Raw genomic sequence first — 14,705 nt, 5'->3', positions numbered from 1 at the left:
CACTTCAACTTCCATACCTATAAATATAAAAAACATTCATATTTTTAAGGAGGAATTCCATAATGGGTAAAGAAAAATTCGATCGTTCCAAACAGCACGCTAACGTTGGAACAATTGGTCACGTTGACCATGGTAAAACAACTTTGACTGCTGCAATCGCAACAGTTCTAGCAAAGCGCGGTGGCGGTGAAGCACGTTCATACGCTGACGTTGATAACGCTCCAGAAGAAAAAGAGCGTGGTATCACAATCAATACTTCACACATCGAGTACGAAACTGAAAAGCGTCACTACGCACACGTTGATTGCCCAGGTCACGCTGACTACGTTAAGAACATGATTACTGGTGCAGCACAAATGGACGGCGGAATCCTAGTTGTATCTGCAGCTGACGGCCCAATGCCACAAACTCGTGAGCACATCCTTCTTTCACGTCAAGTTGGTGTTCCTTACCTAGTTGTCTTCATGAACAAATGTGACATGGTTGACGACGAAGAACTTCTTGAGCTAGTTGAAATGGAGATCCGTGATCTTCTTTCTGAGTATGAGTTCCCTGGCGACGACATTCCTGTCATCAAAGGTTCAGCTCTAAAAGCTCTAGAAGGCGACGAAGCTTACGAAGAGAAAATTGTTGAATTGATGAACGCTGTAGATGAGTACATCCCAACACCACCACGTGACACTGAAAAGCCATTTATGATGCCAGTTGAGGACGTATTCTCAATCACTGGTCGTGGTACTGTTGCTACTGGACGTGTAGAGCGTGGAGTAGTTAAAGTTGGAGATGTTGTTGACATCATTGGTTTGACTGAAGAGCCAAAACCAACTACAGTAACAGGTGTTGAAATGTTCCGTAAGCTTCTTGACTATGCAGAAGCTGGCGATAACATTGGTGCACTTCTTCGTGGTGTTTCACGTGAAGAAATCGAGCGTGGACAAGTACTTGCTAAGCCGGGTACAATCACTCCACACACGAAGTTCAAATCAGAAGTTTATGTTCTATCAAAAGAAGAAGGTGGACGTCACACTCCATTCTTCTCAAACTACCGCCCACAGTTCTACTTCCGTACAACTGACGTAACGGGTATCATCCACCTTCCAGAAGGCGTGGAAATGGTTATGCCTGGCGACAACGTTGAAATGACAGTTGAACTTATCGCTCCAATCGCGATTGAAGAAGGTACTAAATTCTCAATCCGTGAAGGTGGACGTACAGTAGGCGCTGGCGTTGTAGCAACAATCGAAAAGTAATTCCGATAAAACCCTGCACTGATCATGCAGGGTTTTTCTTTTTTTAGCTGTCTTCTATAGAACAACTCGTAATTTGAGAATGCAGTGTGCTGCGCACGTACGTCAAAAGAAGTGAAGTTTACAAGACGAAGCCAATGGAAATACATTACGATTTTAAGTTACTACTTGATATTTTTATTGAAACTATTTATACTTAAAAAGTTGAGTAAAAGATTTTCGAGAAAACACTTGCGAAAACCTTTTTTCATGTGTATAATATTTAATGTTGGTCTTTGACTGCGATGAAGCGGGAGGTTACCGACACACCCGGCCGCTTTGCCATGGCATGTGTGTAGGAAAATTTCCGTGGAGAATGTCTAGAAAATAGGCGAGAAGGAGGGAAAGTAATGGCAAAACAGAAGATTCGTATCCGTTTAAAAGCATATGATCACAGAATTCTTGATCAGTCAGCTGAAAAGATTGTAGAAACAGCAAAACGTTCGGGTGCAAGCGTATCAGGTCCGATACCACTTCCAACTGAAAGATCTGTTTACACAGTACTTCGTGCGGTACATAAGTACAAAGATTCGCGCGAGCAGTTTGAAATGCGTACACACAAACGTCTAATCGATATCGTTAACCCGACACCACAAACTGTCGATGCGTTGATGAAACTCGATTTACCATCTGGCGTTGACATCGAAATCAAACTTTAATCTATAAAAATAAAAAACAAATGAAAATCAGGAGGTGTGACAAATGACCAAAGGAATCTTAGGGAGAAAAGTCGGCATGACGCAAATCTTTGCTGAAAACGGCGATCTCATTCCAGTAACTGTGATTGAAGCTGCTCCAAACGTTGTTCTTCAAAAGAAGACAAACGAAACAGACGGCTATGATGCAATCCAGCTTGGATTCGACGACAAACGTGAAAAGCTATCAAACAAACCTGAAAAGGGCCATGTTGCTAAAGCTGGAACGACGCCTAAGCGCTTCATTCGCGAAATCCGCGGAGTTGACGTTACAGGGTATGAAGTTGGTCAGGAAGTCAAAGTCGATACATTCGCAGAAGGCGATATCGTCGATATTACAGGAACATCAAAAGGTAAAGGTTTCCAAGGTGTTATTAAACGCCACGGTTACTCACGCGGACCAATGAGCCACGGTTCACGTTTCCACCGAGCACCAGGTTCTATCGGTTCGGTTGATGCACAACGCGTATTTAAAGGTAAGAAATTGCCAGGACGTACTGGTGGAGACACAGTAACGATCCAAAACCTTGAAATCGTACGAGTTGACGCTGAGCGTAACTTGCTATTGATCAAAGGTAACGTTCCAGGAGCACGTAAGACACTTATCCAAGTGAAAAGTGCTATCAAAGGGAACTAATTCTTAGAGGAAGGAGGAAACAAGAATGCCAAAAGTATCCGTTTTAAGTCAAACAGGTTCTTCAGTTGGCGACATCGAATTGAGCGAAGCGATTTTCGGTATCGAACCAAATGATGCTGTTCTATTTGAAGCATTGGTTCAACAACGTGCGTCGTTGCGCCAAGGTAACCATAAAGTTAAAACTCGTGGAGAAGTTGCTGGCGGTGGCCGTAAGCCATGGCGCCAAAAAGGAACTGGACGTGCTCGTCAAGGGTCGATCCGTTCACCACAATGGCGTGGAGGCGGTATCGTATTCGGTCCAAGCCCAAGAAGCTACAGCTACAAACTTCCTAAGAAAGTTCGTCGCTTGGCACTCCTTTCAGCACTATCTACAAAAGTGCGCGATGAAGAAATCATCGTTTTGGACAGCTTGACATTCGAAGCGCCAAAAACAAAAGAATTTACAAAGGTTCTTAAAGACCTTTCAATTAATAAAAAAGCATTATTTGTAACAGCTGACCTTGATGAAGCAGTGGCATTGTCCGCTCGTAACATTCCTGGTATTAGCGTAGTTACAGCAAATGGCATCAACGTTCTTGACATTGTCGCTCATGACAATCTTGTCATTACTAAAGATGCTGTATCTAAAATTGAGGAGGTGCTTGGTTAATGGAAGCACGTGATGTACTAAAACGTCCGGTCATTACCGAGCGTTCTTCAGAACAAATGGAATTCAAAAAGTACACTTTCGAAGTGAACACGCGCGCTAACAAAACACTTGTTAAGCAAGCTGTCGAAGAAATCTTCGGAGTGAAAGTAGAAAAAGTTAACGTTCAAAACTATAAAGGCAAGTTCAAGCGTATGGGCAAACATGCTGGATACACGAACAAACGCCGTAAAGCAATCGTAACTTTAACTGCTGATTCAAAAGACATCGAACTATTCGAAATGTAATTAATTCGTAATTAAACGAAGGAGGGAATACAAATGGCGATTAAGAAATACAAACCTACCTCCAACGGACGTCGTAACATGACTTCTTCTGACTTCTCTGAGATTACTGCAGACAGACCAGAAAAATCATTGCTTGAACCAGTCAAGCGTAAAGGCGGACGTAACAACCAAGGTAGGATGACTGTTCGTCACCAAGGTGGAGGACATAAGCGCCAATACCGTGTCATCGATTTCCAACGCCGGAAAGATGGCATACCAGGACGCGTTGCTACGATCGAATACGATCCAAACCGTTCTGCTAACATTGCCCTAATCAACTATGCTGATGGGGAAAAGAGATATATCCTAGCTCCAAAAGGATTGACAGTAGGAATGACAATCATGTCTGGAGCAGAAGCTGACATTAAAGTCGGTAACGCTCTTCCGCTTGAAAACATTCCTATGGGTTCTACAATCCATAACATCGAATTGAAACCAGGTAAAGGCGGCCAGTTAGTTCGTTCTGCAGGAACATCTGCACAACTACTTGGACGTGAAGGCAAATATGTCATCATCCGTCTACAATCAGGCGAAGTTCGTATGGTTCTTGCAACTTGCCGTGCTACAATCGGTCAAGTAGGTAACGAACAACATGAATTGATCAACATTGGTAAAGCAGGTCGTTCACGTTGGATGGGTAAACGCCCTTCAGTCCGTGGATCTGTCATGAACCCTAACGATCACCCACACGGTGGTGGTGAAGGCCGTACTCCAATCGGTCGTCCAAGTCCAGTTACTCCTTGGGGTAAACCAACTCTTGGATTCAAGACTCGTAAAAAGAACAACAAATCCGACAAGCTTATCGTTCGTCGTCGTAAAAAATAATGTGATGGCACTGCGGTTCACAGATAGAACCGTAGTACAGCTGTCACGGAGGGAGGTTTTTACATGGGCCGCAGCTTGAAGAAAGGACCTTTCGCAGATGATCATCTCTTGAAAAAGGTCGACGCTCAAAAAGATTCAGAGAAAAAACAGGTTATTAAAACTTGGTCTCGCCGTTCCACAATCTTCCCATCTTTCATCGGATTGACGATTGCTGTATACGACGGACGCAAACACGTACCTGTCTACGTGACTGAAGATATGGTTGGTCACAAACTAGGTGAATTCGTACCTACGCGCACATACAAAGGTCATGGCGCTGACGATAAGAAAACTAAACGCTAATTGAGAGGAGGTATTTCTGATGCAACAAGCAAAATCTACTGCCCGCACAGTCCGTATTGCTCCTCGCAAAGTCCGTTTGGTCGTTGATCTTATCCGGGGCAAGAAAATCGGTGAAGCTGTCGCGATTCTACGTCTGACGCCTAAAGCGGCATCTCCGGTTGTAGAAAAGGTTTTAAAATCAGCAATCGCAAACGCTGAACACAACTATGATTTGGATGTTGAGAATCTGATTGTCAGCGAAGTATTCGTTGATGAAGGTCCAACTATGAAGCGTTTCCGTCCACGTGCACAAGGTCGTGCAAGTGCGATCAACAAACGTACTAGCCATATCACTGTAGTGGTATCTGAAAAGAAGGAGGGGTAATTCGTGGGTCAAAAAGTACATCCTAATGGTTTACGGGTTGGTATCATTCGTGACTGGGAGTCTAAATGGTATGCAGAAAAAGACTATGCAGATCTTTTACACGAAGACTTGAAAATCCGTGAATACATCGAAAAACGTCTTGTTGACGCATCTGTTTCCAAAGTGGAAATCGAGCGTGCTGCAAAGCGTGTAAACATTACTATTCACACTGCGAAGCCGGGAATGGTTATCGGTAAAGGCGGATCTGAAGTCGAAGCACTTCGTAAAGCTCTTAACGACATCACTGGCAAGCGTGCACACATCAATATCGTAGAAATCAAGCGCGCAGATCTAGATGCGAAATTGGTTGCTGAGTCAATTGCACGTCAATTGGAAAGCCGTGTATCGTTCCGTCGTGCTCAAAAACAAGCAATTCAACGTACTATCCGTTCTGGAGCAAAAGGAATCAAAACACAAGTGTCTGGACGTCTTGGCGGTGCTGATATCGCTCGTGCAGAACACTACAGTGAAGGTACTGTACCCCTTCATACATTACGTGCAGACATCGACTATGCACACGCTGAAGCTGATACTACATATGGTAAGCTTGGCGTAAAAGTATGGATCTATCGGGGAGAAGTCCTTCCAGTGAAGAAGAACTCTGAGGAAGGAGGCAACTAATTATGTTAATGCCTAAACGCGTTAAATATCGTCGTGTTTTCCGTGGAAAGATGCGCGGAACTACAAAAGGCGGAGCAACAGTTCAATTCGGTGAATTTGGTCTTCAGGCTACTGAGTCTGCATGGATCACTAACCGTCAGATCGAATCAGCTCGTATCGCAATGACACGTTACATGAAACGTGGCGGTAAAGTATGGATCAACATCTTCCCACACAAGCCATATACGAAAAAGCCTCTTGAAGTCCGGATGGGTTCCGGTAAAGGTGCTGTAGAAGGCTGGGTAGCTGTTGTTAAACCAGGTCGTGTTATGTTCGAAATCGCAGGTGTATCAGAAGAAGTTGCTCGTGAAGCTCTTCGACTCGCATCCCACAAATTGCCGATTAAGAGCAAGTTTGTAAAACGAGAAGAAATTGGTGGTGAGTCTAATGAAAGCTAATGAAATCCGTGACTTAACAACTGCAGAGATCGAGCAAAAAGTGAAATCACTGAAAGAAGAGCTTTTCAACCTTCGCTTCCAGTTAGCGACAGGACAATTAGAAAACACTGCACGCATCCGTGAAGTACGCAAATCGATTGCGCGCATGAAAACTGTAATACGTCAAAGAGAGATCAGTGCAAATAACTGATGAAGGAGGTTGCAGCCATGACTGAGCGTAACCAGCGCAAAGTGTATACAGGCCGTGTAGTATCCGACAAAATGGATAAAACGGTTACCGTAATGGTAGAGACACAAAAGAAGCACGCTTTATACGGAAAACGTGTAAAGTATTCAAAGAAGTTTAAGGCACATGATGAACTAAATGAAGCGAAAATTGGCGACGTAGTCCGCGTAATGGAAACTCGTCCACTATCAGCTACTAAACGTTTCCGCCTTATCGAGATTGTCGAAAAAGCGGTCATTATCTAATATCGTTCGGATAGTAAATTCCGAGAGGAGGTAACCTCAATGATTCAACAAGAAAGCCGTATGAAAGTTGCCGATAATTCAGGTGCACGTGAAGTTCTAACAATTAAAGTACTTGGTGGAACAGGACGTAAAACTGCTAATATCGGTGATGTCGTTGTTGTAACAGTGAAAAAAGCAACACCAGGTGGCGTTGTCAAGAAGGGCGAAGTTGTTAAAGCTGTTATCGTCCGTACTAAAAGTGGAATGCGCCGTAAAGATGGATCATACATTACGTTTGATGAAAACGCATGTGTCATCATCCGTGATGATAAGAGTCCACGCGGAACACGTATTTTCGGACCGGTTGCTCGCGAACTCCGTGACAGCAACTTCATGAAAATTATTTCACTAGCTCCAGAAGTTCTTTAATTACATGACAGTGCCAATCAAGGAGGTGCGATGAAATGCACGTTAAAAAAGGCGATAAAGTTATGGTCATCACCGGGAAAGACAAAGGTAAGACCGGCGTTATCTTAGCTGCTTTCCCCAAAAAGGATCGCGTGCTTGTTGAAGGTATCAACATCGTAAAGAAACATACGAAACCGAACCAAGCAAATCCTCAAGGCGGAATTATCAGCCAAGAGGCAGCTATCCATGTATCTAATGTCATGCCAATCGATCCGAAAACAGGCGAGCCGACTCGCGTTGGTTTCAAAATCGAAGATGGCAAGAAGATTCGTATTGCTAAAAAATCTGGTGAACCACTAGATAAATGAGTAATGGATGAAAGGAGGTCCAACTGATGAGCCGATTAAAAGAGAAGTTCTCTAAAGAAGTAACACCTGCTCTAATGAGCAAGTTCGAATATACATCAGTAATGCAAGTACCAAAAGTAGACAAAATCGTCATCAATATGGGTGTTGGCGACGCTGTTCAAAACTCTAAAGCACTTGACGCAGCGGTAGAAGATCTAACAATCATCTCCGGTCAAAAGCCTGTAGTGACTAAAGCGAAGAAATCAATCGCTGGATTCCGTCTTCGTGAAGGAATGCCGATTGGCGCGAAAGTTACACTACGCGGTGAGCGCATGTATGAGTTCTTGGACAAGTTGATCGCAGTTTCACTTCCACGTGTTCGTGACTTCCGAGGAGTATCGAAGAAATCATTCGACGGTCGCGGTAACTACACACTAGGTGTGAAAGAACAACTTATATTCCCTGAAATTGACTACGATAAAGTATCGAAAGTACGTGGAATGGATATCGTCATCGTTACGACTGCAAACTCCGATGAAGAAGCACGTGAGTTACTAACGCAGTTCGGCATGCCGTTCCAAAAGTAAACTAAAGGGAGGCGAAAACGTGGCTAAGAAGTCAATGATCGCAAAACAGAAACGTGCGCCAAAGTTCAAGGTACAAGATTATACACGTTGCGAACGATGTGGTCGTCCGCATTCTGTATATCGTAAATTCAAGCTTTGCCGTATTTGTTTCCGCGAACTCGCATATAAGGGACAAATTCCTGGCGTTAAAAAAGCAAGCTGGTAATCCCCTAACTTGGGAAGGAGGTTAATGTAATGACAATGAGTGATCCGATTGCAGACATGCTTACACGCATCCGTAACGCGAACATGGTTCGTCACGAGAAGCTTGAAGTACCTGCTTCAAACATGAAAAAAGAGATCGCAGAAATCCTCAAACGGGAAGGTTTCGTACGCGATGTTGAATATGTGGAAGATAGCAAACAAGGCATTATCCGCATTTTCCTTAAATATGGTCAAAACAATGAGCGTGTTATCACTGGTCTTAAGCGTATCTCAAAACCTGGTCTTCGCGTTTATGCAAAAACGAACGAAGTACCTAAAGTTTTGAACGGCCTAGGTATCGCCCTCGTATCCACATCTAATGGTGTCCTTACTGATAAGGAAGCTCGTGCGAAACAAGTAGGCGGAGAAGTCGTAGCTTACGTTTGGTAATCCGTAACAATTGAATGGAGGTGCAATAGGATGTCCCGAATTGGTAAACGCCCAATAGAGGTTCCTGAAAACGTGACAGTTACTATCGCTGATAATAACTTCGTTACTGTTAAAGGCCCTAAAGGCGAACTTACAAATACATTTAACGCTGATATAAAAATCGAACAAGAAGGCAATGTCATTACTTTGACTCGCCCAACTGAATCGAAAGAACACCGTTCCATCCACGGAACTACTCGTTCCCTTCTGGATAACATGGTAACTGGTGTTTCTACAGGCTTCGAACGCACACTAGAATTGATCGGGGTTGGGTATCGTGCTCAACTTCAAGGTACAAAACTAGTGCTAAACGTAGGTTACTCTCACCCGGTTGAATTCGAACCGGAAGAAGGCGTAACAGTTGAAGTTCCTGCCAATACAAAAATTATCGTTCGCGGTATCAATAAAGAACGTGTTGGTGCTTTAGCGTCGAACATTCGCAAAGTACGTCCACCAGAGCCTTACAAAGGTAAAGGTATTAAGTACGAAGGTGAAGTTGTTCGTCGTAAAGAAGGTAAAACAGGTAAATAATGCCGCTTAAGGCATTCGGAAGGAGTGACCACGATGATCACGAAACAAGATAAGAACGCTACCCGTAAAAAACGTCACGCACGTGTGCGTACGAAAATCAGCGGATCTACAGCGCGTCCACGCTTGAACGTTTATCGTTCAAACAAACATATCTATGCACAATTAATCGATGATGCAACTGGCGTTACGATTGCTAGTGCTTCCACTATGGATAAAGAGTTCAATTTGGACTCTAAGGCGAATGCCGAAGCAGCAGCTAAAGTTGGCGAGTTGATCGCGAAGAAAGCCGTTGAAAAAGATGTCAAATCGGTTGTTTTTGACCGTGGCGGATACCTATTTCATGGCCGTGTAAAAGCTCTTGCGGACGCAGCACGCGAAAATGGACTTGAATTTTAATTAAGAAGGAGGGACATATTTCATGCGTCGTAATGATCAGAATAAAAGTGAATTCGAAGAACGCGTAGTTACGATCAACCGTGTAGCGAAAGTAGTGAAAGGTGGACGTCGTTTCCGCTTTACAGCACTAGTAGTTGTCGGTGATAAAAACGGCCGTGTCGGTTTCGGAACTGGTAAAGCACAAGAGGTTCCAGATGCGATCCGTAAAGCGATCGAAGATGCGAAGAAAAACTTGATCGAAGTGCCTATGGTTAAAGGAACGACTCCTCACGAAATTATTGGACGTTTCGGAGCAGGACAAATTCTTATTAAACCAGCAGCACCTGGTACTGGAGTAATCGCCGGTGGACCTGTCCGTGCGGTACTTGAACTTGCAGGAATTACGGATATCCTTTCTAAATCCTTGGGATCAAGCACACCAATTAACATGGTTCGTGCAACAATTGAAGGATTGACGAATTTGAAACGCGCAGAAGACGTTGCTAAATTGCGTGGTAAATCCGTAAAAGAACTGTTAGGTTAAGGGGGGAAACACAATGTCAAATAAACTTGAAATCACCCTTACGAAAAGTGTAATTGGCTCTAAGCCAGCACAACGTAAAACAGTTGAAGCTCTAGGTCTACGTAAGTTGAATCAGATGGTTGAACATCAGGATAATGTTGCAATTCGCGGCATGATCAACAAAGTAAGCCACTTAGTCACTGTTAAAGAACAATAATGTCAACTTTGAAATAAGGAGGTGCCGATGAGATGAAATTACACGAGATGAAACCAAATGAAGGTTCACGTAAATCACGCAAGCGCGTTGGTCGTGGAATCGGTTCCGGTGCTGGTAAAACTTCCGGTAGAGGTCATGATGGCCAAAACGCTCGTTCTGGCGGTGGCGTTCGTCTAGGATTTGAAGGTGGACAGATTCCACTATTCCAAAGACTTCCGAAGCGTGGATTTACGAATATTAATCGTAAAGAATATGCAATCGTGAATTTGGACGTACTTAACCGTTTTGACGAAGGTACCGAAGTTTCGCCTGAATTACTGATTGAAACTGGAATCGTGAGTAATGAAAAGTCAGGAATTAAGATTCTTGGAAATGGGACTCTTGAAAAAAAGATTACTGTCAAAGCTCACAAATTCTCTGCTTCTGCTAAAGAAGCTATCGAGAAAGCGGGCGGGCAAGTAGAGGTGATTTAATGTTTCAGACAATCTCCAACTTTATGCGCGTTAGAGATATACGGTCTAAAATCATTTTCACACTCGTGGTACTTATTGTCTTCAGATTGGGATCATTCATCCCGGTTCCGAATGTCGATGCCACGGCTTTGCAACAATCGACTAACCAATTCATCGGACTTCTAAACACATTCGGTGGCGGGGCATTAGGGAAATTCTCCATTTTCGCAATGGGAATCATGCCTTATATCACCGCTTCCATCATCGTGCAACTATTGCAGATGGATGTTGTGCCGAAGTTCACTGAATGGTCGAAGCAAGGGGATGTCGGAAGACGGAAACTTGCACAATTCACAAGATATTTCACAGTTGTCCTTGCTTTTATCCAAGCAATCGCCATGTCATTCGGTTTCAACCAAATGTTTGGTGGAACGCTAATAAAAGACGGAGGAATTTCCACGTATGTGGTAATTGCGATTGTCTTGACAGCCGGTACATCATTCCTGCTTTGGCTCGGTGAGCAGATTACCGCAAAAGGTGTTGGTAATGGTATTTCCATTATTATCTTCGCGGGAATTGTTTCTGGTATTCCAACAGCAGTGAACCAACTGTATGCAACACAAATTCAGGACGCAGGCGATGCTTTGTTCATCCGTCTTGCTACGATGGTATTACTACTGATTGTAATTGTTGCAATCGTAGTCGGAGTCATTTATGTACAAGAAGCACTCCGTAAAATTCCGATTCAGTATGCAAAACGCATGACTGGCCGTCAACAGACGACAGCTGGACAACAAACTCACTTGCCATTGAAATTGAATGCTGCAGGGGTTATCCCGGTAATCTTTGCTGTGGCGTTTTTCATCACTCCACAACAATTAGCGACCTTCTTCGGGGAGAACAGTGTAACGACTTTCATTGCACGGACGTTTGACTACAATCAACCGGTCGGCATGATCCTATACGTTGCATTGATCATCGCATTCACATACTTCTATGCGTTCATTCAAGTGAACCCGGAAAATATGGCAGATAACCTTAAGAAACAAGGCGCATACATCCCAGGCATTCGTCCTGGACAGAATACACAAAATTACTTAACGAGCACTTTGTATCGATTGACATTCGTCGGTTCGATTTTCCTTGCCGTCGTTGCAGTCATGCCGATCTTCTTCATCAATCTGGCGAACCTACCCGCATCCCTCCAAATTGGAGGAACGAGCTTGCTCATCGTGGTTGGTGTAGCTCTTGAAACGATGAAGCAACTTGAATCTCAACTTGTGAAGAGGCATTACAAAGGGTTCATGAAATAATATTCAATATAGGCGCCCCCTATGTTGAGTACGGATGGAGGGCAAGACGTATGAATATCGTATTAATGGGTCTGCCGGGTGCCGGAAAAGGTACGCAAGCAGACAAAATTGTCGAAAAGTACGAAATCCCTCATATTTCTACAGGCGATATGTTCCGTGCTGCTATAGCAGAAGGCACGGAACTTGGAGTCAAAGCAAAATCGTTCATGGATCAAGGCGCTCTAGTCCCTGATGAAGTGACAATCGGCATTGTTCGTGAGCGATTAAGCAAATCCGACTGTGATAATGGATTCCTACTTGATGGTTTCCCGCGTACTGTTCCCCAAGCAGAAGCACTAGCTGCTTTGCTGTCGGACATTGACCGGAAAATAGAGCATGTGCTCAACATCAAAGTGGAAAAAGATGAACTTATCGCAAGATTAACCGGTCGCAGAATTTGTAAAGTATGCGGCACATCCTACCACTTACTATTCAACCCTCCAAAGGTTGAAGGTGTTTGTGACAAGGATGGCGGGGAACTTTACCAGCGAGCGGATGATAATCCGGAAACTGTCACGAACCGTCTGGAAGTAAATATGAACCAAACAGCACCGCTACTAGCGTTTTACGATGCTCAAGGCGTGTTGACAGACATAGATGGTCAAAAGGACATCAATGAAGTATTCAAAGATCTGGACGCTATCCTCCAAGAGAATGCCCAGTGATCCTTTCCGGACGCAATTCATGCACGCCATATTGTGGACAGCAACGGACAATTGCACGGAAAGAACGTTTAATTAACGAGCTGCAAAAGCATATGGTGCCCGGTATAGGAATTGGTGATAATCCATTGGTGTTACGGTTTCAAGACGTCAAAAATGCATTATTTCACGTAGGTGAGTATAATGTAAAAGGTGTTCGGAACTGTAGTACGAAGCTGGAGTACACCTGCGGCAATCCTGTCGTTTGTGTCTTTTCCGATGCGATTTTCCACAACAATAGTCGGGGACTGACTAACGGGAAACGAAGTGTGACATACGTCTTTCGAACATCACTCATGCAATCCGGACATATGTTGAAGGAAGCTTTAACTTGACTCAGCTAGGTCAGTCATTACATTTAGTGTCAGGATTAAAGCCGGTTTATAACTAAATCAGAGGTATTCCAAATGCACGCTGATCCAAGTTAAGCCTCCGGCGGATGTCAAGGATTTTGTAAGGATTCAATCACGAAAGCGTGATTCAAAATCCGGACGCAATTACGCCAAGGCGTAATTGATTGGGACTGCTGCCGCTCGATGGTTAAGACCTTTATTGTATATAGAAGGGAGACAGGATTGATGGCGAAAGATGACGTAATTGAAGTTGAAGGTACTGTTATCGAAACATTGCCGAACGCAATGTTCAAGGTGGAATTGGAAAATGGTCATACGATTCTTGCGCACGTTTCAGGCAAGATCCGCATGCACTTTATCCGGATCCTTCCTGGCGATAAAGTAACGATGGAACTCTCACCTTATGACTTGACACGCGGTCGTATCACGTACCGTTTCAAATAAACTTTTGCAACTCCGGAATATTGAAGGAGGTTGGGTAAGATGAAAGTAAGACCATCTGTAAAACCGATCTGTGAAAAATGTAAAGTTATTCGCAGACGCGGCCGAGTAATGGTAATCTGTGAAAATCCAAAACATAAACAAAGACAAGGCTAATACTAAGGGAGGTGCACAATCTATATGGCACGTATTGCTGGTGTAGACGTTCCGCGCGATAAGCGCGTAGTCATTTCGTTAACATACATTTTTGGAATTGGTAAAACAACTGCACAAAAAGTTCTTGCTGCAGCGGGTGTTTCTGAAGAGACACGTGTTCGTGATCTTACTGAAACTGAGCTTGACAAAATCCGTGAGCAACTAGACGGCTTGAAAGTTGAAGGGGACCTTCGTCGTGAAACATCCCTCAACATTAAACGTTTGATGGAAATCGGTAGTTTCCGTGGAATCCGTCATCGTCGTGGATTACCTGTTCGTGGACAAAACACGAAAAACAACGCACGTACACGTAAAGGTCCTAAGCGGACAGTTGCGAACAAAAAGAAATAATAGGTAAAGGAGGTTTTTCGTAGACATGGCACGTAAACAACAAACTCGTAAACGTCGTGTGAAAAAGAATATTGAAACTGGTATTGCACATATCCGTTCGACGTTCAACAATACAATTGTAACGATCACTGATAGTCATGGGAATGCCCTTTCTTGGTCCAGTGCGGGTGCATTAGGATTTAGAGGGTCTCGTAAATCGACTCCGTTTGCTGCACAGATGGCTGCTGAAACAGCTGCTAAAACTGCTATGGAGCACGGCTTGAAGTCTTTGGAGGTTACTGTTAAAGGACCAGGTGCTGGTCGTGAAGCTGCTATTCGTTCACTACAAGCTGCAGGTCTTGAAGTAACTGCAATCAGAGACGTAACTCCGGTTCCACATAACGGATGCCGCCCACCAAAACGCCGTCGTGTATAATGGTTTGTTCTCCAATTGATTGAAAAGCACAGTTTTTGGCAAAAATGAATTGTGTGATTGCATGTTGATTAATTTTGATAATCGATTTCAATATGGAACGGCCAATATATTAGACGC

General features: G+C 43.7%; 28 protein-coding genes. All 28 read left to right on the top strand.

Features of this window, described 5'->3' with window-relative positions; translation table 11 throughout:
• Positions 1-62 precede the first annotated feature (62 nt).
• The 28 genes from tuf (at position 63) to rpsK (ending at position 14,588) form a co-directional block, all read left to right on the top strand.
• Positions 63-1,250: an elongation factor Tu gene (tuf, locus tag QWT69_RS15800; protein WP_317967275.1), complete on the top strand. Its 1,188-nt coding sequence runs from the start codon at positions 63-65 to the stop codon at positions 1,248-1,250.
• Positions 1,251-1,636: 386 nt separating this feature from the next.
• A complete protein-coding gene (rpsJ, locus tag QWT69_RS15795) occupies positions 1,637-1,945 on the top strand; it encodes a 30S ribosomal protein S10 (RefSeq protein WP_060203412.1) in 309 nt (102 codons plus the stop codon).
• Positions 1,946-1,988: 43 nt separating this feature from the next.
• Entirely contained in the window at positions 1,989-2,618 is a 630-nt protein-coding gene (gene rplC / locus QWT69_RS15790) for a 50S ribosomal protein L3 (protein WP_317967272.1), read from the top strand.
• Between the two features lie 25 nt (positions 2,619-2,643).
• The gene (gene rplD, locus QWT69_RS15785) at positions 2,644-3,267 is read left to right on the top strand and encodes a 50S ribosomal protein L4 (RefSeq protein ID WP_317967270.1); all 624 of its coding nucleotides are present in this window, start codon (positions 2,644-2,646) and stop codon (positions 3,265-3,267) included.
• Positions 3,267-3,551, top strand: coding sequence for a 50S ribosomal protein L23 (gene rplW, locus QWT69_RS15780; RefSeq protein ID WP_317967268.1), 285 nt, complete (start codon positions 3,267-3,269; stop codon positions 3,549-3,551). The genes rplD and rplW overlap by 1 nt, the downstream gene beginning before the upstream one ends.
• A 33-nt stretch (positions 3,552-3,584) precedes the next feature.
• Positions 3,585-4,415 (top strand): 50S ribosomal protein L2, encoded by an 831-nt coding sequence (rplB, locus tag QWT69_RS15775; RefSeq protein WP_317967266.1) that lies wholly within the window; start codon positions 3,585-3,587, stop codon positions 4,413-4,415.
• A 63-nt stretch (positions 4,416-4,478) separates the two neighbouring features.
• Positions 4,479-4,757, top strand: a complete 279-nt coding sequence (gene rpsS / locus QWT69_RS15770; protein WP_153732603.1) for a 30S ribosomal protein S19 — start codon at positions 4,479-4,481, stop codon at positions 4,755-4,757.
• A gap of 19 nt (positions 4,758-4,776) precedes the next feature.
• A complete protein-coding gene (gene rplV / locus QWT69_RS15765) occupies positions 4,777-5,121 on the top strand; it encodes a 50S ribosomal protein L22 (protein WP_317967262.1) in 345 nt (114 codons plus the stop codon).
• A gap of 3 nt (positions 5,122-5,124) precedes the next feature.
• Positions 5,125-5,781 carry a 30S ribosomal protein S3 gene (gene rpsC, locus QWT69_RS15760; RefSeq protein WP_317967260.1) on the top strand — a complete coding sequence of 219 codons (657 nt, stop codon included), beginning with the start codon at positions 5,125-5,127 and terminating at the stop codon, positions 5,779-5,781.
• Positions 5,782-5,783: 2 nt separating this feature from the next.
• Positions 5,784-6,218, top strand: coding sequence for a 50S ribosomal protein L16 (rplP, locus tag QWT69_RS15755; protein WP_317967258.1), 435 nt, complete (start codon positions 5,784-5,786; stop codon positions 6,216-6,218).
• Positions 6,208-6,408 (top strand): 50S ribosomal protein L29, encoded by a 201-nt coding sequence (gene rpmC, locus QWT69_RS15750; protein WP_025783856.1) that lies wholly within the window; start codon positions 6,208-6,210, stop codon positions 6,406-6,408. The genes rplP and rpmC overlap by 11 nt, the downstream gene beginning before the upstream one ends.
• Before the next feature lie 17 nt (positions 6,409-6,425).
• A complete protein-coding gene (gene rpsQ / locus QWT69_RS15745; protein WP_317967251.1) occupies positions 6,426-6,689 on the top strand; it encodes a 30S ribosomal protein S17 in 264 nt (87 codons plus the stop codon).
• A 39-nt stretch (positions 6,690-6,728) separates the two neighbouring features.
• Positions 6,729-7,097, top strand: a complete 369-nt coding sequence (gene rplN, locus QWT69_RS15740; RefSeq protein ID WP_191693415.1) for a 50S ribosomal protein L14 — start codon at positions 6,729-6,731, stop codon at positions 7,095-7,097.
• Between the two features lie 35 nt (positions 7,098-7,132).
• Positions 7,133-7,444: a 50S ribosomal protein L24 gene (gene rplX / locus QWT69_RS15735; protein ID WP_317967247.1), complete on the top strand. Its 312-nt coding sequence runs from the start codon at positions 7,133-7,135 to the stop codon at positions 7,442-7,444.
• A 26-nt stretch (positions 7,445-7,470) separates the two neighbouring features.
• On the top strand, positions 7,471-8,010 hold the full coding sequence (rplE, locus tag QWT69_RS15730; protein ID WP_191693417.1) for a 50S ribosomal protein L5: 540 nt from the start codon (positions 7,471-7,473) through the stop codon (positions 8,008-8,010).
• 19 nt (positions 8,011-8,029) lie between these two features.
• Positions 8,030-8,215 carry a type Z 30S ribosomal protein S14 gene (locus QWT69_RS15725; RefSeq protein ID WP_317967243.1) on the top strand — a complete coding sequence of 62 codons (186 nt, stop codon included), beginning with the start codon at positions 8,030-8,032 and terminating at the stop codon, positions 8,213-8,215.
• 29 nt (positions 8,216-8,244) lie between these two features.
• Positions 8,245-8,643 (top strand): 30S ribosomal protein S8, encoded by a 399-nt coding sequence (gene rpsH, locus QWT69_RS15720; protein WP_251699700.1) that lies wholly within the window; start codon positions 8,245-8,247, stop codon positions 8,641-8,643.
• A 30-nt stretch (positions 8,644-8,673) separates the two neighbouring features.
• Positions 8,674-9,213, top strand: a complete 540-nt coding sequence (rplF, locus tag QWT69_RS15715) for a 50S ribosomal protein L6 (RefSeq protein WP_317967239.1) — start codon at positions 8,674-8,676, stop codon at positions 9,211-9,213.
• 33 nt (positions 9,214-9,246) lie between these two features.
• Complete coding sequence (gene rplR, locus QWT69_RS15710) at positions 9,247-9,609, top strand: 50S ribosomal protein L18 (RefSeq protein WP_317967237.1); 363 nt, start codon at positions 9,247-9,249, stop codon at positions 9,607-9,609.
• A gap of 22 nt (positions 9,610-9,631) precedes the next feature.
• On the top strand, positions 9,632-10,132 hold the full coding sequence (gene rpsE, locus QWT69_RS15705) for a 30S ribosomal protein S5 (RefSeq protein ID WP_317967235.1): 501 nt from the start codon (positions 9,632-9,634) through the stop codon (positions 10,130-10,132).
• Positions 10,133-10,145: 13 nt separating this feature from the next.
• A complete protein-coding gene (gene rpmD / locus QWT69_RS15700; RefSeq protein ID WP_191693422.1) occupies positions 10,146-10,328 on the top strand; it encodes a 50S ribosomal protein L30 in 183 nt (60 codons plus the stop codon).
• A gap of 32 nt (positions 10,329-10,360) precedes the next feature.
• Complete coding sequence (gene rplO, locus QWT69_RS15695; RefSeq protein ID WP_317967232.1) at positions 10,361-10,801, top strand: 50S ribosomal protein L15; 441 nt, start codon at positions 10,361-10,363, stop codon at positions 10,799-10,801.
• Positions 10,801-12,093 carry a preprotein translocase subunit SecY gene (secY, locus tag QWT69_RS15690; protein ID WP_317967230.1) on the top strand — a complete coding sequence of 431 codons (1,293 nt, stop codon included), beginning with the start codon at positions 10,801-10,803 and terminating at the stop codon, positions 12,091-12,093. Before rplO ends, secY begins: the two co-directional genes overlap by 1 nt.
• Before the next feature lie 50 nt (positions 12,094-12,143).
• Positions 12,144-12,797 (top strand): adenylate kinase, encoded by a 654-nt coding sequence (locus tag QWT69_RS15685; protein WP_317967228.1) that lies wholly within the window; start codon positions 12,144-12,146, stop codon positions 12,795-12,797.
• A 614-nt stretch (positions 12,798-13,411) separates the two neighbouring features.
• Entirely contained in the window at positions 13,412-13,630 is a 219-nt protein-coding gene (infA, locus tag QWT69_RS15680) for a translation initiation factor IF-1 (protein ID WP_191693426.1), read from the top strand.
• A gap of 39 nt (positions 13,631-13,669) precedes the next feature.
• Complete coding sequence (rpmJ, locus tag QWT69_RS15675) at positions 13,670-13,783, top strand: 50S ribosomal protein L36 (RefSeq protein WP_076758849.1); 114 nt, start codon at positions 13,670-13,672, stop codon at positions 13,781-13,783.
• A 24-nt stretch (positions 13,784-13,807) separates the two neighbouring features.
• Positions 13,808-14,173, top strand: a complete 366-nt coding sequence (gene rpsM, locus QWT69_RS15670) for a 30S ribosomal protein S13 (RefSeq protein WP_191693427.1) — start codon at positions 13,808-13,810, stop codon at positions 14,171-14,173.
• A gap of 25 nt (positions 14,174-14,198) precedes the next feature.
• Entirely contained in the window at positions 14,199-14,588 is a 390-nt protein-coding gene (gene rpsK / locus QWT69_RS15665) for a 30S ribosomal protein S11 (protein WP_009499031.1), read from the top strand.
• Positions 14,589-14,705: the final 117 nt, after the last annotated feature.

The sequence above is a fragment of the Sporosarcina oncorhynchi genome (assembly GCF_033304615.1).
GTDB classification, from domain to species: Bacteria; Bacillota; Bacilli; order Bacillales_A; family Planococcaceae; genus Sporosarcina; species Sporosarcina oncorhynchi.
Note: the sequence above shows the minus strand (reverse complement) of the source record. Positions and strands in the feature narration are given on the sequence as shown.